Source organism: Pseudoalteromonas sp. McH1-42 (assembly GCF_022347845.1).
GTDB lineage: Bacteria > Pseudomonadota > Gammaproteobacteria > Enterobacterales > Alteromonadaceae > Pseudoalteromonas > Pseudoalteromonas rubra_D.
This window is the reverse complement of record NZ_JAKRFU010000038.1, coordinates 21,756-43,521: the sequence shown is the minus strand read 5'-3', so window position 1 is coordinate 43,521 and position 21,766 is coordinate 21,756. Positions and strand designations below refer to the sequence as shown.

The window sequence follows — 21,766 nt, the reverse complement described above, 5'->3', positions numbered from 1 at the left end:
AACCCAATTCCATCAACCAAAGGAACAGATAACACACAAAATCGTTGTTCTTTTGACCTTGTAAAAGAGACAAACTAGTAAGCGGCATTCTCACACAACCCAACCCTTTTCCTTCAACCAAAGGAATAAGCAACGCACAACAAAGAACACATCATTAAATTAATGATACAAATACAGATTCGATACTCACTATGCCCAATTCTTTAGTTTAAAAAGCATACCAAATCGTTGTTCTTTTAACCTTGTGAAAAGAGACAAACTAGTAAGCGGCATTCTCACACAACCCAACCCTTTTCCTTCAACCAATGAGATAGATAATAGACAGAAAAAGAACACATCATTAAATTAAGACACAAATACCGATTCTATACTCACCATAGATCATCTCTTTAGTTTAAAAAGGCTGACCAAATCATCGTTCTTTTGACCCCGTAATCAGGGACAAACTAGTAAGGCGCATTCTCACCCGGGCCAACCCAATTCCATCAACTAAAGGAACAGATAACATATAAAAAGAACACATCATTTAATTAAGACACAAATACCGATTCGATACTCACTATGCACCAATTCTTTAGTTTAAAAAGCATACCAAATCGTTATTCTTTTAACCTATGAAAAGAGACAAACTAGTGAGGCGCATTCTCACACAAGCCAACCCTTTTCCTTCAACCAATGAGATAGATAATAGACAGAAAAAGAACACATCATTAAATTAAGACACAAATACCGATTCGATACTCACTATGCACCAATTCTTTAGTTTAAAAAGCATACCAAATCATCGTTCTTTTGACCCGGTGACCAGGGACAAACTAGCGAGGCACATTCTCACCCGGGCAAACCCAATTCCATCAACCAAAGGAACAGATAACACAGAAAAAGAACACATCATTAAATTAAGATACAAATACAAATTCGATACTCACTATGCACCAATTTCTTAGTTTAAAAAGCATACCAAATCGTTGTTCTTTTGACCCCGTGAAAAGAGTAAGAGGCATTCTCACACAGGCCAACCCTTTTCCGTCAACCAATGAGAAAAAGAACACATCATTAGTTTAGTAATTAAATGGCGCATATTCACCATAAATCATTTCGCCAGTTTAAAAAGGCTGACCAAATCATCGTTCTTTTGAGCCCGTGAGAAGAGACAAATTAGTAAGGAGCATTCTTACCTGGCCAACCAAAGGAATAAGCAATGCACAAAAAAGAACACATCATAAAACTTAATACTCCACTAAAAACACAACTCCACCTACATTATTAAAAAAATTTTTAACGAGGCAAAGAGAAAAAATGCGCAATCTTTTAGGGGAATTAGTAAAATATTAAAGAACACCTGACTATTTAACATAATAAAGCGTTCTAAGAGTAAAACCAAAAAGCATTGTTTATTTTATTAAACGGCTACTTTTTCACTATTTCTTCGAGCGTATCTTCATCAATAACTTCCGCATTTTCAACGATCCGCTTACCACCTTGAATTTCGATGCGTTTATTATGTTTATTTAGTGCTAATATCTCATCACAGAACTGTGCAGATGGATGCATTTCGTACACATAATCAATGATTTTACCACTTTTATCATCTTTTACATTTGAAATATGGTACTCCGATATAGCGCCTTTTTCGATCAGATCTTTCATTGTTGTCGTCATATCTCGACGTAACGCTTTCAGTTTATTGTCGGTTATTTCATCATCTGGGTAAATAGAACCGTACTTTTCCATAATGGATAAAAGCCGAAAATGGTAAGTTTTACCAGGAGCTGCATATCGCCACAAGTGATACAAACGTAGCATCATCCAGCGAGATAGGCCTCGCTTAAGCTCTTGCGCGCTATTGAAGTAATAACCCTTGTATTCTAAATTATCGATCATGTTATGAACAAAAGCATTAAGGCAGGCCACACATTTAACGTTTCCACCCTGACCTTTCTTACCACTAAAATGCAATGAGGACAAAAAGTTCATATTTGACTCGTAAAAAGAGTCATCGATATCTGTACTTTTAGTATCCGTAGCCCTATATTTGAACGAAAGTTTCGACCCTTGAAGGGCTTCCAATGACTCTTTAATCTGTGGATAAGGCATTGATTGACCAACAGCTTTTAGCTCTTGAGCCAGCTCATTCATAGAGAAAATTACCGCATATTGAATACCGGACTTAAAATTGATTTTAACTATCTTGCCTTTTGAAGCAAGACGAATTAATGCCCGCTCAACCTTCTCTTCTCTGTCTGATGGCCAAACTAAAAACTCAGCTTCTTCGCCATCCTTTTTACTACTCACAACCGCTGGAGTGATTTTTAATTCACCATCGTACAGTATGCCATCGACCTTTTCCGAAATACGTCTGGAAATAATTGTTTTCTTTGGTGCTTCTTCTAAAGGCAACTTTTTATAGCCCGAACGAACGAATCGCCCCCAAAGGTCGTAATGATTGAAAGTATTTGAGTAAGCTCGCAAACCATGATTAGGACTTTCCAGCGAAACGCGTACATCTTTGTTATCAGTAAACAACGCTAAACTCTCGTTATCGGTTGCACTTTCAACACCATGGATCTGACCTCTAAGGGAATCAGGTAAATTATCAACGGAGATGTTTACCTTGCGGCTCATTTTATTACTTCCAGAATTTTGTGACGGTTAATGACAACACATTCACGATCAAAAGTTAATTGTTTAAGTTAGTAAAAAAGTGATCTGAACAAAAAAACCAAGGTGAGATCATTTTTTTACTAACTTAGACATGATTTTGGATCCATATTATACCAACTACTGCTCAAAATCTGCTTACACGTACTGGATTTCATGTTCAATTCGGCCAAAAATCATCGTATCTTTGAGTCGTTGTGGATAAAACACAATCCAGCTAGTAAGGATCCGATCTATGCCAAGTAGAGATCAGATCCTTACCTATTAAAATCCGCTAAGGATCTAACAAAAGTGTATAACTTCATGAAATTACTTAGTAAAATATAGATCTGCGCACCATTAAAAGTGGGTAACTCTGTGTATAAACTGTGAGCATGAGAAGTTTTGAAAATAAGGTTGGTAAAAACACGATCTATGAGTACACAAGGATCTGATCTTAACCAAGTATTATTGTGATCCACGCCAATATCAATATATTTAATAAAAACAAATAGATACCATCGTATTAAACCCTTCTAGCCTTTAATACCTATAGATCTAACCAATTCTAATCTTATTTATTTATTCTTTAAGTAAGCTATCAATATAGATGTCTTTGTTTTTTTATGTTTACTGCAAAAGTAATGGACATTATAATAATAACCATCATTTGAAGGAAATAACGTATGTCTATCAATAGCAATGCGCTCTCAACCTATCGGCTGCTGAAAGCAACCGCTGAAGTAGCTGAAAAGTCCCTTGAAGGCCGAATTCAGCATTATCGTGCACATCTTAAAAGTGAAGATAAAGAACTTCGCACTTATACGCAAAAAGCAGCAGCAGACTTACTTGGTGTAAACAACAGAACACTAAAAAGACGCCATGATCAAGGCGATTTTGACCATTTAGCAATTCAAAAAGGGGCGAATGGTCATTATGCCTATACATTGGCTAATATTTTTTCAATGGCTGAAATCTTAGGGATCCAAGCTGATCACAGAAAATCAGACGACAAACTTCAAGTTATCGTCATCAATAGTTTAAAAGGTGGTTGTGGTAAAACAACCAGCCTTGTCAATATAGCAGCAGCGTTAGCGACAACAAATATCAAGCGATACCGTATTGGGATCATTGATCTTGATCCCCAAGGATCATCATCAAGCTTTTTTCCTTCACAAGATCCTGAGCCCATCACCGTAGGTGATCTAATGCGTGATTGTATTGAACTTGATGAAGGTGAAACATGGGACCAGTTGGTGTCAGATGCATTTAGAGAAACACATATTCCTAATATTCGCGTTTTACCGTCAGGCATGGATGATTTTTATTTTGAGCATGAGACCGCCACTGAACTAAAAGAATCATCAAGCTATGCTCAGACTCGTCACTATCATAAATTGAAGGAGAAAGTCATAGAGCCAGTTTCAGAGCAATTTGATATTATCCTGATAGATACTGCTCCTTCTCTTAATTTCATGTTCTACAATGCATTGATGGCGTCTACAGCTATGTTGATACCTGTACATCCAGAAGCCGTCGACTTTGATGCAAATAATAAGTATCTAAAACGATTGGGTGAGATTTACCATACAGTTGCTGCGCTTGGACATGAAGGCTGGGATTTTATGCAATTCCTGGTAACCAATTATGTTAAAGGTAACCATTCTCAGCGAGACATCGTCAAAGATGTGCGTAGTGCCTTTGGCCGTCAGGTAATGAGTTATCCTATCAACCATAGCTCAGCGATTACAGCGAGTTCCTCTTCGTTCAATACGATATTCGATCAGAAAACGTCAGATTCATTGGCAAGTCGTGAGTCTCTGATCAAATCTCAGGAAAATATTAAAGACGTGGTCGATGAACTTGAGATGTTGATCCGTTCAAATTGGCCTTCAACTCAGTCATCACTCGATCAGTAAGCAGGTAAACTATTTCATGGCTAGAAAACGTAAAAACGACACACGCATCGACCCATTTGCAACTCCCGTTGAAGGAAGTAGCCTGGATGATCTTTTAGATCAGGCCAAAGTTGGCGATGTGATCACTATGCCGGCTCCTAGCGATCCAAACAGGACGATCACCCTGATCTGTAAAGTGATCAAACACAATGAGATTGATCAGATCACAAAGGTGTATGGTGATAATCGTCGTGACCAAACATTACTGAATGAGCGTTCAGTTGCTGATATTTTGCCAGCTATAGAGTCTGATAAGCGTAATTTACACCCAGCCTTATGTTGGGAAAAAGGTTCTGTGCATGAAGTTTTATCGGGCTCCAGACGCAGAAAAGCCTGCTTATTGGGTGGTGCTGATTATGTAATTTTAACTTCAGCGGATTTTACCGACGAAGATGCAAAAGTGCTTTCAGTCTCTTCAGATCAATATATCGCACCTAGTTTGTGGGAACAGGGGAAAGCATTTTCACAGACTAAACAGGCGCTAATTCGGCAAGGAAAGAAAGGTTCATATCGGGAGATTGCAGCGATTGAAGGGTTGTCTCACACAGCCATTGCAGATTCGTTAAAAGCCTATGAGCAAATTCCAGTTGATGTAGTGAGCCTCTATCCAACAGCAAATCACTTAGGTCGGGAAGCTGCCAAAAAGCTCATTGCGGCGATTCAGGAGCATAACGAAGCCTTTAAACAGAAAGTGGCTGAATACGACTCTGATAAACTTACAACAGAAATGGTTAGCGATGAAAAGCGTGCTGTGTTACTTACCAACTATCTGACAACCTTTTCCAAGGCTGAAGCCAGAAACGTCGCGTTACTTGAGAATGACTATGTCAAAGTGCAAAAAAACATTAAAAGTGGCGCCATTACTGTAAAAATTGACGATCGCGTGATTACAGAAAAACGCTTGGAACAATTAGAGAAATTGCTCGCAAGTTTCAATTAGTCACTAACGGCCGGATTTATCGGCCGTTTTTCGTACTTTCCCGATACAGTTGTCATCCAACCAGTCACTTTTTCCCAATTTATCGCCATTTGCCCCTTTAGCTCAAATACGTAATTTCATATACTGCTCTTTTACGTCTTTTTTATTGTAAACGAATGTCTTCGCAGTTATCTAAAGAGCAACTTCTAGCACTATTTGAGGAAATTAAGCAGGAACAATCGACTCAGTTTCCATTGTCAGAGCGATTCCTCAAACAGTATTTTAATGCTGCCTTGTTAAGCAAGGCCAAACAGTATTTGCACGACGAGCAGATCTGCTTTTTAGAGCACTCTGAAGATTTTACAAAAATTGACGCTCAGGTCATGGGCAATTTTGGCAACACCTTCACTCAGCATATTAAGATTGAACAAGTCAAGGGTACCCCATCCGTAGAGGCACAATGTACGTGTTCTAACAATCCGAAGTGTCGTCATATCGCAGCAGTATTGCTTAAGTTAAAAATTGATCATTCAGGCGGCTTTGGTGAGTCTTATCTGGTCAATGATTGGTTTAATGAGCTGGCTCAACTACAACAGGCCAATGATCTTGATGTAACCAACGTATTGTTATTTGTGCTTGAATCACGTGGAAATGAGTTGTTGGTTAATCCAAAGACCACACCACAAAAACCGGATGGAATATATCCGCTCGGTCGTGCACTCACCGAACATCAACTAAACAGCCAGGTGCCGCCAAAGGATATATTGGAGAGCGATTTCAGATTATTTTCTTGGATCCGCTCGCAAAATACACCCGGTCACTTCGAACTCTCCGGGAGTTGGGGATTTTCTGCGTTGCAGCAGTTAGTGCAGAGTAAGCGTTGTTTCTATCAAAGCAGTCGTAAGCCTCTGACATTTGGCCACAAGCAGCATCTGGAGTTTGATTGGGAACAGGAGCGAGACGAATATCGCCTCACCAGTCATTTAACCGGAGTAGAACAGTGGCAACTGATAAAAACCGATCCGCCTGTTTATCTGGATACTGAGAATATGGTTTTGGGGCGAATTGAATCTGAGTTAAGTGCACAGGAAATTGCGCATTTGCATACCATGCCGCTTATCAACGCGACAAAGATTGAAGCAGTGATAAAACGCTTTCAGGATGTCTTCGCCGATAACATAGTCCCACCGCCTCAGGGGCACGAACACCTGGTAAATAAAGATAAATTGGTTGCTAAATTGAGCATTGAGCCTGGTGCCCCGTTGAAGCTGGCATTGTCTCTGCTCGATAAAGAAGGCCGTTATTCAAAAGCCAAACAACTGAATCGTTGTGAAAAAATGCTGAATGGGCTTGGGTTTTCAGCACAGCAAAACCACTTTGTACTGCCACATGATGATGATGTTACATATCATTGGTTTAATAGCGAAGTCCGCCCCTACCTGCAAAGCAAGCTATGGCAGGTTGATGAACTACAAGGCGGCCGTCCGGTATTAACCCCAAAAGTGACCTTGGTGCTTAAACGGGATAAAAAACATCATGTTATTGGCCGTGTGCTGTTCGATGATAAACTGGTTACGCTTGATTGGGACAAAGTACCGTCTCATGAAGTGAATTCTCTGGCTAATGTTTACCAGTACATCAATATCGCAGAACAATTTTATGCTATCCCTAAAGCGGTTTACGATGAATTATTACAGCTTAAAGCCCGGTTTAGCTATTACCTTTCAAGCTCCCAGTTCAAGTTCCCGCTCTCCTACGCAAGTAAGCTGTTTGATCTCACGGCAGTTCAAAGTGTATCAGACGATCCGCGTCTGCTTGATTACCTGGAGGAGCTGAGTAGACCTGAGACGACTGACGCTAAAGGAGTATCTGGCACGGGTGAATATTTCACACTACGTGATTATCAGGTTCAGGGCGTTGATTGGTTAAGGTTCCTGAACCGACATCAGCTTGGGGGGATCCTTGCCGACGATATGGGTCTGGGCAAAACCCTCCAGGTGATTGCTTATTTCATTTCCCAGCACAACACTCTGGTGACAAAACCTTCTCTGATAGTGTGTCCAACCAGTTTGGTCGGTAACTGGCAAAACGAATTCCGTCGCTTTGCGCCCCATCTTCCCTTGTTGACGGTACATGGGGCTCAGCGCGACAAACAACTCAACCAGGTGGCTAACGCACGGTTTATCATTACCACTTACCCGTTACTAAAGCGCGACTTGGCGCACTATTCAGAGCTGGAGTTTGACTCTATTGTGCTCGACGAAGCGCAGTACATCAAAAATGAGACGGCGCAAATCTCCAAGTGTGTTAAACAGCTGTCCGCGGAGTTTAAGCTGTGTCTCAGTGGTACTCCTGTTGAGAATAATTTGCTCGAACTTAAATCGCTGCTCGACTTTGTGATGCCAGATGTACTGGGTACAAAACAACAATTTAAGCATTATTTTCAGCATCCCATTGAGAAAGAAAATGATACCCGGCGCGCGAAAGAGCTACAGTCTCTGATTGCGCCTTTTATTTTGCGTCGGACGAAGTCTGAGGTTGTGCGTGAGTTGCCAGCGAAAACAGAGTTGGTTAAGAAGCTTGAATTTAGCGGTGATCAGGCTGATATGTACCACCAGGTTCAGGCTAAAGTTGAGTCTAGTTTACTTGATTTGTTCAAAGAGCAAGGTGTCGAGCGCAGCAAACTGGCTTTTTTGGATGCATTATTAAAGCTTCGTCAGATCTGCTGTCATCCAAGCCTCGTAGACAAAACGCGCTCATTTAACAGTGCAAAGTTCGATTGGTTGTCTGGCCACTTACCGATTTTCCTCGAAGAAGGTCGTAAGGTGATTATTTTCAGCCAGTTCACCAGTGTACTCGATATGATAGCCAGCCATTGTGACGGGTTAAACATCCCGTTCACTATGCTTACGGGGCAAACGCGCCAGCGGGACAAGGTGATTGCAAAGTTCACTGAAGGAGAGGTCGATGTTTTCCTGATCAGCCTAAAAGCGGGTGGAACGGGTCTGAACCTGACTCAGGCAGATACTGTGATCCATTTTGATCCCTGGTGGAACCCTGCCGTTGAGAATCAGGCAACAGACAGAGCCTATCGAATTGGCCAGGATAAGCCTGTATTCGTCTACAAGCTGATCATTGCCAACTCGATTGAGCAGAAGGTCTATCAAATGCAAAAAGACAAGCAGGCGTTAGTCGATGCATTATTTGCCGATGCCGGAGTGAATTTGACCCAGTTCAATGAAGCGCAAATGCTCGAAATGATAAAAAACTAATTTTTTCTGAACTTTTTAGAACCCGGTGAGGTCTATCATTATGCTTGTTGTTAACGCCTAGTGTGTAGTAAGCATATTGTTGATTTCCCCCTATTAAATACAAGTATTGTATCGAGCCGGTTAACTGTTAACCGGCTTTTTTTTGCGCATTTTTAAGCTGTTCCATATTTGATCCATATTGTTTTACTTTAATGACCATATTGGCGAATTAGGACGTAATGGACTCAAGGGGCGAGCTATGTTGTGCTACGAAAATTCAATTTCACAGTTAAACTTTATTGAACCTCAGTCACAGTGTGATTATGATCTGTTGAATGAGGTAGCCAGTTCAGAAGATCTGGCGAGTATTCTGACCATGCTGCTGTTTGACGAAACACTGTCGGATAAATTAAAAGGTCAGGTTAAAAGGCAGCTTTCACAACTTAAGGCTAAATCGAGAGGCTAAATGACTTCTAAGCACCATATTCTTATCGTTGAGGATGATTACGATATTGCAGAGCAGGTAATGCTGTTTTTTAAAGCTTCTGGATTCGAAATTTCTCATATTGCTGATGGTGCTCTGGTGGTCGACTGGGTGAGAGCAAACAACCCGGAAGCTATTCTAATGGATATCATGCTGCCAAATCAGGATGGTGTTGAATGCATGCGTCAGATCCGTGAGTTCTCTATGGTCCCTATCGTTATGCTGACCGCTAAGGTATCTGAGGCTGACCGTTTGAAGGGGTTGGAGTTTGGTGCCGATGATTACGTCTGTAAGCCATTCAGTGCCGCTGAACTAGTTATGCGCATCAAAGCGATACTACGTCGCTGTCAGGGCGCTCCTAGCGTCTCTCAGGAAGCTGCAATTGTAGTCGATGTTGATCAGCTTATTGTGGCTATCAAAGGCAATACTCTGTCTTTGACTAAGGTTGAATTCGATGTGTTTGCCATGTTGTACCAGTCTCCAAACAGAGTGTTTTCGCGTCAACAAATCCTGGACCATATTCAGCCCGATAACTTTGATATCTCCGATCGCGTTATCGATAGCCACATCAAAAATATTCGAAAAAAGATAAAGCAAATCGATTGTTCGCCCAAGATAGTCGAATCAGTCTATGGTGCAGGTTATCGCTTCAATGAGCAACAGCTCGACGCATAAATGACGGCGCGCATGCGCCGCATCTTGTCAAAACTAATTTCTAGAAAAGCACAATATAATAGGCATTTAGGCTGTGTAATTGATATTATCTAAGCATAGTCACATCAAGAGAATGCCTATGTTTTGGTCTAGTTTGGTCTCCCTCTCTCCTGCTCATATTTTTACTTTGCTTGGTACGGGCGCAGTACTTGCTTCATGTATTTTTGCTCCGCTCTATTTTTTGTTTCGGCAGAGAAGTACGGCATTTCGGCAACAGCTCGAGATGCAAAGCGAGCAGTTACAGGCGCAGCTCGTGCTGCGTAGCGATGAGCTAAAACAGGCACAGGCTCAACACTGGCAACTACACGGAGACTGCCAACAGCTTCAAGCAAAACTGGCTGAAAAGCAAAACCAGATCAACGAATTACAGACGCGCTGGCAAAAAGCTGAAGACATGGCGCAGGATACACAAGCTTATGCGCATCGCCTTGAGCTTGAACTAACCGATGTCAAAACCACGCTGGTACAAAAGCAGCAGTCTTTTGATGCGCAGCTGGCACAGCTGGAGCAGTCTAAGTTAGTTCTTAAACAGGAGTTCGAAAACCTGGCCACACAGATTTTTGAAGATAAAAGCGAAAAGTTTGCTCGCCATAGTCAGGATAAAATTTCTCAATTATTACAGCCCGTTCAGGGAGAGCTTAAAGGCTTTCGGGATAAAATGGAGGCTATTCATAGCGAAGAGCTGAAACAAAGAGCAGCGTTACGTACCGAGTTATTGCACTTACAGGCAAATAATCAGGCCATCACCGAGCAGGCCAGCAAACTTACCAATGCGTTACAGGGGCAAAAGAAAACTCAAGGTAATTGGGGTGAACTAATGTTAGAGAACGTGCTGGATAGTGCCGGTTTGCGCCCGGGTAATGACTATCAGCGCGAAGTGAGTTTTTCTACCGAAGAAGGCAAATATCGCCCCGATGTGATTGTTTATCTGCCCCAGGAACGTCATCTTGTTGTTGATGCTAAAACCTCTCTGAACGCTTATACCCGTTACGTAAACGCAGAGCGAGATAGCGACGCAAATCAGGCGATTGTCGCTCACGTCGAAGCGGTAAAGGCAAGGGTAAAAGAGCTCGGGGATAAATCTTATGAGCGCTTACCCGGATTGAATTCGCCAGAAGTGGTGATTATGTTTATTCCGGTTGAATCTGCTTTTGTTGAGGCCATCAAATATGCACCCGATTTATATCAGTATGCACTTGAGAACAAAGTATTGATTGCTACGCCGACAACATTATTAACGAGCCTGAATATCGTCAAGCAGTTATGGCGTTTTGAAGAACAGAGTAAACACAGTAAAGAACTGGCGCTACGTGCTGAAAAATTTTACAGCAAACTGAATGCATTTTTACATAGCTTAGAAAGCGTTGGCAAACAACTTGATAAAGCTCGGGAAGGGTACGATAAAGCCATGGCACAGCTGTACAGCGGAAAAGGGAACTTGATTAAACAGGCTTCGGAGTTTAAAGAGCTGGGTGTCTCAGTGTCTCGCGAATTACCGAGCGAGTTAACTGAAAAAGCGAAGCTTGAGTTGGAGTGATAGACGATCAGGTCACAACAACCACTTTTAATTTTGTGTACCTGTTATCATTACGATATTCTTTTCTGCGAATCTTTGTCGATAATATAAATAAGGAACAATTTTGAAAAAAGCAATTTTTGGCGCTTTATTCGCCGTAACAAGTTTTAGCGCGCTCTCTTCGGGCTGGGTAACAAAAGATAGAAGTGCACGTGTCGACTTTATAAACTCAGAGCCCATGGGTGTGAGGGTTTATATAACTGCAAACGATGCCAACAGCATAGGCTGTGCTCAAAAACAAATTGTCTGGATAGATACCAATACAGAAAGTGGAAAGAGACATTATTCTACGTTGCTAGCCGCGTTTATGGCTGGTAGAAATATTGCGATATTCGGAAATGGTTGCTTTTCGGGCTTTGGAACGAGTTACCCGAAAGTTCAGGCTATCAACGTTTATCGATAAATAAGCAGGTGGCATTTTTAGTATCAGGTAATTTAATAAGCTGTGTAATGCGCCCAGTCTTAAGCGTTATTACTTTCCAGCCCTTCCGCTTATGGTCCTTGCTCTAGTCTGGAGCGCACCTTCCGCAGATATAGAGTAGCTTTCGATGTAGCTGTTAAGTTATGGTTTTATATGTTAGTAGATAAATGAAGTTAACCTGATGTTTAAGACAATAAAAAGGGGCCATCAGGCCCCTTTTTATTTACGTATGATCAGCTATTACACAAAGCGTACTCGCCCCTGCGAGGCATGTCTGTATATAAATAAATATACATTTCGTTATTTTGTACATCTTGCCACACTCGACTGTTGGCTGCAGGACATAATGAGTTGCGGATATATTCTTTAACTTCATTTTTAGACATCGCCAATTTGGTTGGGATCTGAATAAATACATTTAGCTCGCCGCTTTTAAAATCAATATTATTGAATTTCCAGCTGCCCATCATGAACTGCTTAGAAAAGTAGCGCGTAATACGTTTTTGGGCGCTGGAATCAATCGCCGCGATCTGAACTTCTTCAGATGAGCTATCAACAAAATAAGACCATGCAGCAGAAAGAATGATAAAGCCACCCAGTAACATAGACCAGATTGGTAATGTGGTTTTTACTGTCGTGTTTTGCTTTTTTTGACGATGTCTGGATTCAACAATTTTTACCCATTCATTGTGTTTCATAGTACGCTGTGTCATAGACTATTCCTCCCGTGTATATTGCTTATTAAAACCAATCATTGTGGAAAGAAAATGGAGGCCATCTTTTGTTCTCTCTGATCGGAGCAGTTAAGAAAAGATTAATTTGTATTGTTTATGTGGTGTGCAAGAAATGGACATGGTTTTTCTGGTGACGATTATCAATAGGGTGTCTTTGGTACTTAAATAATTCTGCCAGTCATACCCAAAGATAATAAATGACAATCATCTATACCTTATGATTGATTCCTGCCTGCACACTTTAACGGAGGGAGCTCATGAGCGACAATGATGTTAGTTTTTGTCGTTTGGTTGAACTGGCTGGTGCATAGGTTGCTGTGTCTGCAAGCCTTGGGTGTGTTGCTTTAACAATCAGACTGTGAGCAAAGTTAGTATGAGAACGAGTCACGGGCTGCCTGACACCCTTCTGAATCAGCATGAAATAAAACTTGTCGAAGGGACTTACAACGCCATTATGCCCAGCTGGTGCGTAAGTCAGTAGTGCAATGTTTAGAGGTTTGGCAGTGACGTACAAGCCATTAAATATCAGAAAAATACAAGGTTGCTACTCTGGTGCGACTTTTGTCAAAGTAAACGCAAAGCTGAGACTCACTGCGGACTGATTAGGTCGTCAGATACATGGCGACCTGATTTATGATTAGATCATGCATTGACCTGACTGCTACTGTGCTTTTTGGCTGGTAATTCAGACGCTACTTGTCGCAATGTCACCCGCACAGATAGGCCCCCTAGTCTGCTATCTCTGAGCTCAATTTCGCCTGACATGGATTCCACCAGGCTTTTACATAAAGATAGTCCCAGACCTGACCCGCCTGTTGCGCGACTTCGTGAGCTTTCTACTCGGTATAACCGTTCGAACAAGCGTGGTTTCTCATTGTCTGATACGCCAGGAGATGAGTCTTCCAATTGAATGATCAACCCTTCACAGTTTTGTCGAATTTTTACCCGCACCTGGCCTGGCTTGTCGGTGTACAGGCAGGCATTTTTTGCCAGGTTATCTATGACTCTGTCCAGTTTGGGTTTGTCTATTAATACACTGGCACCTGTTGGGATCGAAATATCGGCACTAAAATGCAACCCATTGCTTTTCACCAGCCGCTTAATGTCATAACAGTAACTGTCGGCAAGCGTTCGGGTGCAATAAGGTTGGTTATTGACGACCATGGCCTGGTTATCAGCCTGAGAAAGTTGATAAACGTCTGAGATCAGGTGATTAAGCTGGGATATTTTCTCATTGATTTTGCTGTATGCCAGAGTATCGTCATCAAGCAGGTTATATTCCAAAGCCTCAATGTGCAGTTTGAGTACACTCAACGGGGTTCTTAGTTCGTGAGAAATGTCGGCCAGCATTTGATCTTTTTGTTTGAGGTTCTGCTGATAAAGGTTTGCTTTCAGGCGTGCGGTCTTATTTTTACTGTACAAAATATAACTGATTAAAATACCGAGCAATAAGCAGGTTAGGGCAACAAATAACCACATACGTTGCATGAGCTGCGCATTGCGTAGCTGGCTTTCTGTCAGCTTACGATGATGTTCTGAGTCATCCAGGCGTTGCTGCTGCATCACTGTATCTATGGTGCGCTTGTGGGTAAGTGCCTGCTCTGAGTTGGCTTTTTCAATCGTTTGAGCAAAAAAAGTATTTGCCTGAATCAGGGCTTCATACGCTTCCTGATGGCGACCTTGTTGAAAGTCAAACTTGGCTTTCAGGTTGTAGTAAAGCTGAGATGTGTAGGAGTTCTCATCTTCTTCGTCCATAAAGCGTGTCAGCCACTCGTAGTGTGGACGCGCGAGTTCAGATTTGTTCAGGTATAAGTAGGCTCTGGCCATAGTCACATGTGCGTGAAAGTTCTGGCTCTGATTATCACTTTGCGAGGCGTAGTGCATTGATAACTTTGCGTGCTCTTCGGCTTTCTCGCCTTTTTCCAGCTTCAGATAAGCGCCACTGATCAGCTGATGGGCACGAGCCAGGCTGACATTGGCCGGGATTTGTTCCAATAGTTCAATTGCTTCGGTGGCTTTTTCAACTGCCTGTAAGTAGTTTTTTCGTTTCGATGTAACCTGAGCCAGTCGCAGTGCTGTGCCGGCGATGTGGCTCAATTCACCTGCTTTCTTATCTGCTATCAGGGCCTTGGTAAAAAAGAATTCAGCCTGCTCCAAGTCGTTAAAGCGCATTGCCATATCACCCAGATTATAAAAGTTGTTAGCGACTACTCCATGGAGCTGGCTGCCTTTGAGTGCATCTCTGGCCTTGAGCTGGAACTGCATGGCCTTTGCCAATTCGTTCTTATAGTCATACAAGGTGCCTAAGTTTGAATAACTTTGACCTATTAAGTCGCTATTATTCATGGTCTTAGCTGTATTCAATGCCTGTTTGTAGTTAGTTTCAGCTTCATCTAGCTTACCCATGCGTCGGTAATTGATCCCCAGCTCTTTATAAAGCTGGAACTGATTATCGATATCCAGAGGAAACTTTTCTGACAGCCTGCCCAGCGCATCAATGGCTTGCTGGTGTTTGCCCTGTTTGCGATAGATTTTCGCTTCAACAAAGCGTGCATTTAATTGCTTCAGTTGATCAGAGTGATTGTAAAATGGGGTCAGACTGCTCAGTGCCTGCTCGTAGTTGCCCGATAGCTCAAGCTTTTTGATTTCCGGCAAGGTAATTGTTGAGCTAGTAGCCTGAGCATTCACAGAGACTATACTGAGTAACGCAAAAGCTGATTGAAGCAGTATTTTTTTCATAATTTTTTAATGGCACATAAGACTTTATTCAGAGTATGAAATAATTGTGGGGCAAATATGGAGTTGTAAAGGGGGTTTACAGTTTGCTGAGTTGGTAAAAAGATGATTTGTTGTTTGTCTAGTTAGTAAAATTTTGTTTTATCTTGAGGCTGACTTAGTAAAAATTTGATTTATGAACAGTAGAGTTAGTAAAAATGTGGCCTGAGACGTATTTATTATTGCGTCTAGTCGAATTTTTCAGCTAAAAATGCGTGGTTTTTACCACTTTTTAAACCGAAACTGGGTGTACAACCTGCTTCTTTTCGCTTTTTTATCGGAAAACTCCTGAATAACGCTTTGCTGATAAAATCCTGATCTCGATTGCCCGCGCAGGTAAAATGTTGATCCGTCATTTATCTGGCTGGTAATAATAGAAGTCAGCTCGCTGAGCATTGACTCTCGATGTGGGGAGTTGGGAGCATAGGCAACCGTGACGCCCCAAAGCTGGTAAAAACTTGATCTAAAAAAGGGCCCGGAGGCCCTTGCTTGATTAAGGAACTTTATGACAATTAAAACTGGTTCATGGTGTTGGCTTCGCCACCGGCTTTCAGCGCATTCTCACCGCTGAAGTACTCTTTATGCGTATCACCGATATTAGAGCCTGCCAGATCCTGATGCTTCACTGACGCCTGTTCGCGGCGGATCTCTTGTCTTTGAACATCGCGGACATATGCAAGCATACCCAGGTCGCCAAAATAGCCTTCTGCAAGAATGTCGGTACTCAGTGCCGCGGTGTGATATGTAGGTAAAGTGATCAAGTGATGGAAAATACCGGCCTGAGCAGCCCCGTCACGCTGGAAGGTACGTACTTTTGTATCCGCTTCAGCTGCCAGTTCTGACTGATCCAGCTCTGGTGCCATTAACGCTTTAGGATCTTGGTTGGGATCCGGATAACCAGACAAGTCTTTACCCTGCGCCTGCCATTCTGCATAAACCTGTTCACGGAATTTCAGGGTCCAGTTGAATGACGGCGAATTGTTATAAACCAGTTTGGCGTTCGGCACTTGCTCACGCACGCGGTATACCAGCTCAGCAATTTGCTCTACATTGGGCTTTTCGGTTTCAATCCACAACAGATCTGCACCTGATTGTAAGCTAGTAACGCAATCGAGTACCACGCGGTCTTTTTCGGTACCTTCTTTGAATTGATACAGGCCATTGTCGAGACGCACCGGCTTGCGCAGTTCACCTTCCTGTTTAATTACCATGTCTCCTTCTTCCAGGTCGGCTGCGCTTGAGATCACTTTGGTATCCAGGAATGCATTGTACTGGCTAGCCAGATCGCCAGGTGTTTTCGAGACCGGAATTTTCTGAGTCAGGCTGGCACCTAAAGAGTCAGTGCGGGCGACAATAATGCCCTCTTCTACGCCCAGCTCGAGGAAGGCGTAACGTACCGCATTAATTTTCGCCAGGAAGTCTTCATGCGGTACTGTGACTTTACCTGCCTGGTGGCCACATTGTTTGGCATCTGATACCTGGTTTTCAATCTGGATAGCACAGGCACCCGCTTCAATCATTTGTTTGGCCAGCAGGTAAGTTGCTTCTTCGTTACCAAAACCGGCATCGATATCTGCAATGATAGGCACCACATGAGTTTCAAAATTATCGATTTGCGCTGTGATTGCTTGTACATCACCGCCCTGTGCCTTGGCTTCATCCAGTGCCTTATAGAGGTGGTCGAGTTCACGTGCGTCGGCTTGTTTTAAGAAGGTGTAGATCTCTTCAATCAGTTTCGGCACAGCGGTTTTTTCGTGCATACTCTGATCGGGCAGCGGGCCGAATTCAGAACGAAGCGCAGCAACCATCCAGCCACTCAGATATACATAGGAGCGCTTAGTGGTTTTATTGTGACGTTTGATGGCCATCATCATCTGCTGAGCAGTAAAGCCATGCCAGCAGCCCAGAGACTGCGTATATTGGCTGCTGTCTGCGTCATAAGCTGCCATGTCTTCGCGCATGATTTTTGCGGTATATTTGGCGATATCCAGACCCGTTTTAAAGCGGTTTTGTAAATGCATGCGGGTTGCAAATTCAGGGTTAATGCCCTGCCATGCATTGCCCTGAGACTGGCACAGTGTAGTAAGACGATCAATTTGAGAGGTATAACTGCTCATAACAAAATTCCTTCGAACGGGTTTAAGCTAACTGGTTTATGTATGTTCGCCAGGTTGCGAGTGTGAGAGTGCTTGCTGGCGTTTAAATAAACACTAGACCGACCAGTGGAATTTATTAAATTTATAGTTGTTATTACCAGTATATTTATTGTGAATGGTAAAAGGGGTTTGTTTTTACCGAATTTGGCTTATTTTAAAGTGACCCGTTCAAACCCGATCAAGGATCACTCACATGAGCTCTCATATTTTACAGGCCGGTTTACGTATCGATACGCGCCTGTTTGACTTTGTCGATCAGGCGCTGTTGCCTGGCGCCCGAATTAACGCAGACGACTTCTGGTCTGGCTTTGCCAATATTATTCGTACGCTCACCCCCAAAAACCGTGCACTGTTGGAAAAGCGCGATAAATTGCAAAAGCAAATTGATGACTACCATTTAGCCAACCCTGGCTGGGATGCTGAAAAATATCGGACATTTCTGATCGACATAGGTTATCTGGTGCCAGCGGTTGAAGCACAAAGCATTACCACTGCGCAGGTTGAACCCGAAATTGCTCGTATCGCCGGCCCTCAGCTGGTTGTGCCTGTGAGTAATGCGCGCTTTGCATTGAATGCGGCAAATGCCCGCTGGGGCTCTCTATACGATGCGCTTTACGGTACCGACGTGCTATCCGAAGAAGATGGCGCGGAGCGTGCCAGTGCTTACAACCCGGTACGCGGTTTTAAAGTAATGGCTTATGGCCGCCAGTTGCTGGATCGTATGTTGCCGCTTGCGCATGGCTCTCATATTGAAAGTACCAACTACGCAGTGGTTCAGGGTGAGCTGATCATCACGCTCAATGACTCCAGTCAGGTTAAGTTGACGGACCCCGCACAGTTTGTCGGATTTAACGGACAGCCACAGAATCCGACGGCACTGTTGTTTAAACATAACGATCTGCATTTTGAGATCCTGATTGATCCTCAGGATCCGATCGGAGAGGCTGACAAGGCTGGGATCAAAGACATTATTCTGGAATCGGCTCTGACTACCATTATGGATTGTGAAGATTCCGTGGCAGCTGTAGACGCCGAAGATAAAGTGCAGGTTTACCGCAACTGGCTGGGCCTGATGCAAGGCACCCTAAAAGAGGAGTTTGTAAAAGGCGGTCAATCCGTTGTGCGCTCGCTCAACGCAGATAAAACATATCTGACGCCTGATGGAGGATCGCTTACACTCAAAGGCCGGGCGATGATGTTTGTGCGTAATGTGGGTCACCTGATGACTACGCCGGCGATTTTAGACGAGCATGGAGAAGAAGTCTTTGAGGGCATTGTTGACGCGGTGATCACCGCAACAGCGGCACTGCACGATCTGCACGGTGATGGCGCTCTGAAAAACTCCAGTGCGCAAAGTGTTAATATCGTTAAACCCAAAATGCATGGCCCCGAAGAAGTTGCCTTCACCGGTGAGTTGTTCGATGCCGTTGAAGAGTTGCTGGGTTTGCCTGTTAATACCCTGAAAATGGGGATCATGGATGAAGAGCGCCGTACTTCGGTTAATTTGCAGGCCTGCATCAATGCAGCACAATCCCGTGTGGTGTTTATCAATACCGGGTTTTTAGACAGAACCGGCGACGAAATTCACACTTCGATGCTCGCAGGTCCGGTATTGCCTAAAGGCGAAATAAAAGCCCAACCCTGGATAGCGGCCTATGAAGATCGCAACGTAGATATAGGCCTGGCATCAGGGTTTGCAGGTAAGGCACAAATAGGCAAAGGTATGTGGCCGATGCCTGACAAAATGGCGCTGATGATGGAGCAAAAGCTGGCTCATCCTAAATCCGGCGCGAATACCGCCTGGGTGCCCTCACCCACAGCTGCCACTTTGCATGCGATGCACTATCACGATGTGAAAGTGGCCACATTACAACAGCAAATTGCACAGCGCCAGGTGGCGAGCCTGGATGACTTGCTAACGCCGCCATTGCTGGGTGAGCGCCAGTTAAGCGAAGAGGATATTCAGACTGAGCTAGACAACAATGCGCAGGGCATTCTGGGTTATGTGGTGCGCTGGATTGATCAGGGCATTGGCTGTTCTAAAGTCCCTGACATTAATCACATCGGCCTGATGGAAGACAGAGCGACTCTGCGTATTTCCAGTCAGCACATTGCTAACTGGCTACATCATGGCATTTGCACCGAAGAGCAGGTTAAGCGCACGTTTGTCCGTATGGCGACCATTGTTGATGAGCAAAATTGTCATGATCCTCACTATGTGCCTATGAGTGGCGACAATATGGCGGATAACCTGGCGTTTTCGGCTGCCCTGGCGTTAGTGCTTGACGGTAAGGCACAACCGAATGGTTATACTGAACCTCTGTTGCATGCGTACCGACGTCAATATAAACAACTTGCTCAGTAGGATACTTGGTGGGTTTGGGTAACAGAGTGTAAAGGGGCATTACGCTCTGTTGCCCGGTAAAATGTCAGCAGATGTAAGATTGCGTCAGATTTATGTCATAACCCGTTGTATTATTTTAGTGCAGTGCATACTCTTACCTGAAAGAGATAAATACGGATGATAATGACTATGTTATCAGGGAAATACACCTTAGCAGGTATCAGTGCTGTGTTTTTGTCGGGCTGTGTTTTTGTGCCGCATACAGAGGTGACCTTTGATGAGTATTGCGGCGTTTATAAAGAATCTACCAGTATCAAAATGGCACCGCGTGCTGCCAGTAATCTGGTGTTTCACGAACTCGAACTGGCTGGTGGTCTGGCACTGGCTATGTCCAACGGTGTGGTTAACGCACAAGAACGCCAGGCTTACAAAGAGGCCTGCCTGGCAAATGGCATCGATATAGACGCCGAGCGCAAGCTCAGTGCTGATACTTCACTGTCTCATTCTAAGCAGCAACAAGCGTGCGATGAGCATGCCTCTGATTTATGTGAGATTGAACGACGCCGCTGATCCTGTTTTATATTGCTCCTGTCGAAGGCTTAGCCATGGCCTTTTCGTTACCACTCTTACTGACTAATCATTTTATGCCACCAGCTTATTTTGACGGATGACGGTCGCCTGTGTGCAGGCAAAACTTTTGACGTCTGGCGTGTCGGTGTGTCTGATATCAAGCGCCAATAACCCGCCGTTTGACTGATTTGAACTCTAAGAAAAAGAGACGCCAAGACCAGAACCCTTTGATAGTTATGGGTTAGTGATTATTGGTGCTATTTTATACGCTCGTGGTATGAGAAATGCATCAACACTCAGACCTAGCACACAGTTAAAACCGGTAGCAAAATGACGTACTCAACCCCGGAGCTCAGCCAGTTGCAGTACTGGTTGTCTCAAGTTTCAAATTCTCATGGTGATGTGTCACAAAAGTGGCTCACATCTGGCCTGTCTTTAAAACAAGGCGCTAAAGCAGCATCTCATTTAGCCGCAGAACATCAACAGCAAACGTATTCCGCAGCACATGCAAAGCGGCTGAAGGCGTGTCTGAAAGATGAATTTAGTTTGCTATGTGCCTTGATGGGCGAAGATGTTTTTGACGTGTTCGCCAAGGCATGCGTGATGGCTTTACCATCTCAGGCCTTGACCTTTCATACTTTGGGCAAAGCGTTTGTGCGATTTTTGGCTAATTCCTGGCCGCAAGGCAAATTCAACGCCAGCCAAAGTGCGCTGTTTGAGGTGTATGTGGAGCTGGCCCGTTTTGAACGTGCCAAAGCCGAAGTGCTGGCTGCTAAAGGGTTTGAGCAAATGCCACCAGCAGAGTTCGCATTGAACGAGTTCGAACTGCTGGGCGGCGGTGCATCACTGAACATTATGGTGCCTGATTGTGTGCGTTTACTGGTGAGTGAGTACGATATACTCCCCCTGTTATCTCAGCTGGAAAGTCGTCAAGCGAAAGGCGCCGAATCGCCTGCCATGCCAGCCAGAGAAACCCGTTATATTGCCCTGACCCAGCAAAACGGCCAGCTGATCGCCCAACCTTTGACTCACTGGCAGGCAGATCTGTTAAGTCATTGCAATCAGGCGACCTCGTTTGAACAGGCGCTGGCACACAGCGCCCGTCGCCAGGGGGTGGAGCCTGCAGTACTCAGAGCGCGCCTGGCCATGTGGCTGCCGGCTGCCGTCGACAGTGGCCTGTTGGTGGTGGAAACGGCAAAACGTCCGACAGCAACCATCTAGAAG

At 43.8% G+C, this 21,766-nt stretch carries 14 protein-coding genes; 10 read left to right on the top strand and 4 right to left on the bottom strand.

The features are described from left to right. Positions 1–1,410: 1,410 nt before the first annotated feature. Positions 1,411–2,625, bottom strand: a complete 1,215-nt coding sequence (locus tag MHN31_RS23130; RefSeq protein WP_010381348.1) for a hypothetical protein — start codon at positions 2,623–2,625, stop codon at positions 1,411–1,413. Positions 2,626–3,326: 701 nt separating this feature from the next. Between MHN31_RS23130 and MHN31_RS23125 the strand changes: the two genes are divergently transcribed. The 7 genes from MHN31_RS23125 (at position 3,327) to MHN31_RS23095 (ending at position 11,945) form a co-directional block, all read left to right on the top strand. Next, positions 3,327–4,559 carry an AAA family ATPase gene (locus MHN31_RS23125; protein ID WP_125564643.1) on the top strand — a complete coding sequence of 411 codons (1,233 nt, stop codon included), beginning with the start codon at positions 3,327–3,329 and terminating at the stop codon, positions 4,557–4,559. Between the two features lie 16 nt (positions 4,560–4,575). Then, a complete protein-coding gene (locus MHN31_RS23120) occupies positions 4,576–5,538 on the top strand; it encodes a transcriptional regulator (protein WP_125564645.1) in 963 nt (320 codons plus the stop codon). A 155-nt stretch (positions 5,539–5,693) separates the two neighbouring features. After that, complete coding sequence (locus tag MHN31_RS23115; RefSeq protein WP_125564647.1) at positions 5,694–8,789, top strand: DEAD/DEAH box helicase; 3,096 nt, start codon at positions 5,694–5,696, stop codon at positions 8,787–8,789. A 238-nt stretch (positions 8,790–9,027) separates the two neighbouring features. Continuing rightward, on the top strand, positions 9,028–9,234 hold the full coding sequence (locus MHN31_RS23110) for a hypothetical protein (RefSeq protein ID WP_010381356.1): 207 nt from the start codon (positions 9,028–9,030) through the stop codon (positions 9,232–9,234). Beyond that, complete coding sequence (locus MHN31_RS23105; protein ID WP_125564648.1) at positions 9,235–9,927, top strand: response regulator; 693 nt, start codon at positions 9,235–9,237, stop codon at positions 9,925–9,927. It begins immediately after the preceding gene. Positions 9,928–10,045: 118 nt separating this feature from the next. Continuing rightward, the gene (rmuC, locus tag MHN31_RS23100; protein WP_125564650.1) at positions 10,046–11,503 is read left to right on the top strand and encodes a DNA recombination protein RmuC; all 1,458 of its coding nucleotides are present in this window, start codon (positions 10,046–10,048) and stop codon (positions 11,501–11,503) included. Positions 11,504–11,606: 103 nt separating this feature from the next. After that, positions 11,607–11,945: a hypothetical protein gene (locus MHN31_RS23095; protein WP_125564651.1), complete on the top strand. Its 339-nt coding sequence runs from the start codon at positions 11,607–11,609 to the stop codon at positions 11,943–11,945. A 251-nt stretch (positions 11,946–12,196) separates the two neighbouring features. Here the strand turns inward: MHN31_RS23095 and MHN31_RS23090 are convergent, their stop codons facing one another. The 3 genes from MHN31_RS23090 to MHN31_RS23080 form a co-directional block, all read right to left on the bottom strand. Then, entirely contained in the window at positions 12,197–12,676 is a 480-nt protein-coding gene (locus tag MHN31_RS23090) for a hypothetical protein (protein ID WP_239445426.1), read from the bottom strand. 663 nt (positions 12,677–13,339) lie between these two features. Beyond that, a complete protein-coding gene (locus tag MHN31_RS23085) occupies positions 13,340–15,436 on the bottom strand; it encodes a tetratricopeptide repeat protein (RefSeq protein ID WP_125564655.1) in 2,097 nt (698 codons plus the stop codon). A 548-nt stretch (positions 15,437–15,984) separates the two neighbouring features. Next, a complete protein-coding gene (locus tag MHN31_RS23080; RefSeq protein ID WP_239445425.1) occupies positions 15,985–17,589 on the bottom strand; it encodes an isocitrate lyase in 1,605 nt (534 codons plus the stop codon). 232 nt (positions 17,590–17,821) lie between these two features. On the opposite strand from MHN31_RS23080, the gene MHN31_RS23075 reads away from it, so the two are divergent. The 3 genes from MHN31_RS23075 to MHN31_RS23065 all read left to right on the top strand — a co-directional run bounded on the left by MHN31_RS23075 (position 17,822) and on the right by MHN31_RS23065 (position 21,763). Further along, the gene (locus MHN31_RS23075) at positions 17,822–19,993 is read left to right on the top strand and encodes a malate synthase G (protein WP_239445424.1); all 2,172 of its coding nucleotides are present in this window, start codon (positions 17,822–17,824) and stop codon (positions 19,991–19,993) included. A 162-nt stretch (positions 19,994–20,155) separates the two neighbouring features. Then, positions 20,156–20,542, top strand: a complete 387-nt coding sequence (locus tag MHN31_RS23070) for a hypothetical protein (RefSeq protein ID WP_239445423.1) — start codon at positions 20,156–20,158, stop codon at positions 20,540–20,542. A 330-nt stretch (positions 20,543–20,872) separates the two neighbouring features. Next, positions 20,873–21,763, top strand: a complete 891-nt coding sequence (locus MHN31_RS23065; RefSeq protein WP_239445422.1) for a putative DNA-binding domain-containing protein — start codon at positions 20,873–20,875, stop codon at positions 21,761–21,763. Positions 21,764–21,766 lie beyond the last annotated feature (3 nt).

Excerpts from the sequence above, each read along its gene's own strand:
- MHN31_RS23075 (WP_239445424.1), top strand. The coding sequence starts at position 17,822 with ATGAGCTCTCATATTTTACAGGCCGGTTTACGTATCGATACGCGCCTG.
- MHN31_RS23115 (WP_125564647.1), top strand. The coding sequence starts at position 5,694 with ATGTCTTCGCAGTTATCTAAAGAGCAACTTCTAGCACTATTTGAGGAA.
- MHN31_RS23070 (WP_239445423.1), top strand. The coding sequence starts at position 20,156 with ATGACTATGTTATCAGGGAAATACACCTTAGCAGGTATCAGTGCTGTG.
- MHN31_RS23065 (WP_239445422.1), top strand. The coding sequence starts at position 20,873 with ATGACGTACTCAACCCCGGAGCTCAGCCAGTTGCAGTACTGGTTGTCT.
- MHN31_RS23120 (WP_125564645.1), top strand. The coding sequence starts at position 4,576 with ATGGCTAGAAAACGTAAAAACGACACACGCATCGACCCATTTGCAACT.
- MHN31_RS23080 (WP_239445425.1), bottom strand. The coding sequence starts at position 17,589 with ATGAGCAGTTATACCTCTCAAATTGATCGTCTTACTACACTGTGCCAG.
- rmuC (WP_125564650.1), top strand. The coding sequence starts at position 10,046 with ATGTTTTGGTCTAGTTTGGTCTCCCTCTCTCCTGCTCATATTTTTACT.
- MHN31_RS23130 (WP_010381348.1), bottom strand. The coding sequence starts at position 2,625 with ATGAGCCGCAAGGTAAACATCTCCGTTGATAATTTACCTGATTCCCTT.
- MHN31_RS23110 (WP_010381356.1), top strand. The coding sequence starts at position 9,028 with ATGTTGTGCTACGAAAATTCAATTTCACAGTTAAACTTTATTGAACCT.
- MHN31_RS23105 (WP_125564648.1), top strand. The coding sequence starts at position 9,235 with ATGACTTCTAAGCACCATATTCTTATCGTTGAGGATGATTACGATATT.
- MHN31_RS23125 (WP_125564643.1), top strand. The coding sequence starts at position 3,327 with ATGTCTATCAATAGCAATGCGCTCTCAACCTATCGGCTGCTGAAAGCA.
- MHN31_RS23090 (WP_239445426.1), bottom strand. The coding sequence starts at position 12,676 with ATGACACAGCGTACTATGAAACACAATGAATGGGTAAAAATTGTTGAA.
- MHN31_RS23085 (WP_125564655.1), bottom strand. The coding sequence starts at position 15,436 with ATGAAAAAAATACTGCTTCAATCAGCTTTTGCGTTACTCAGTATAGTC.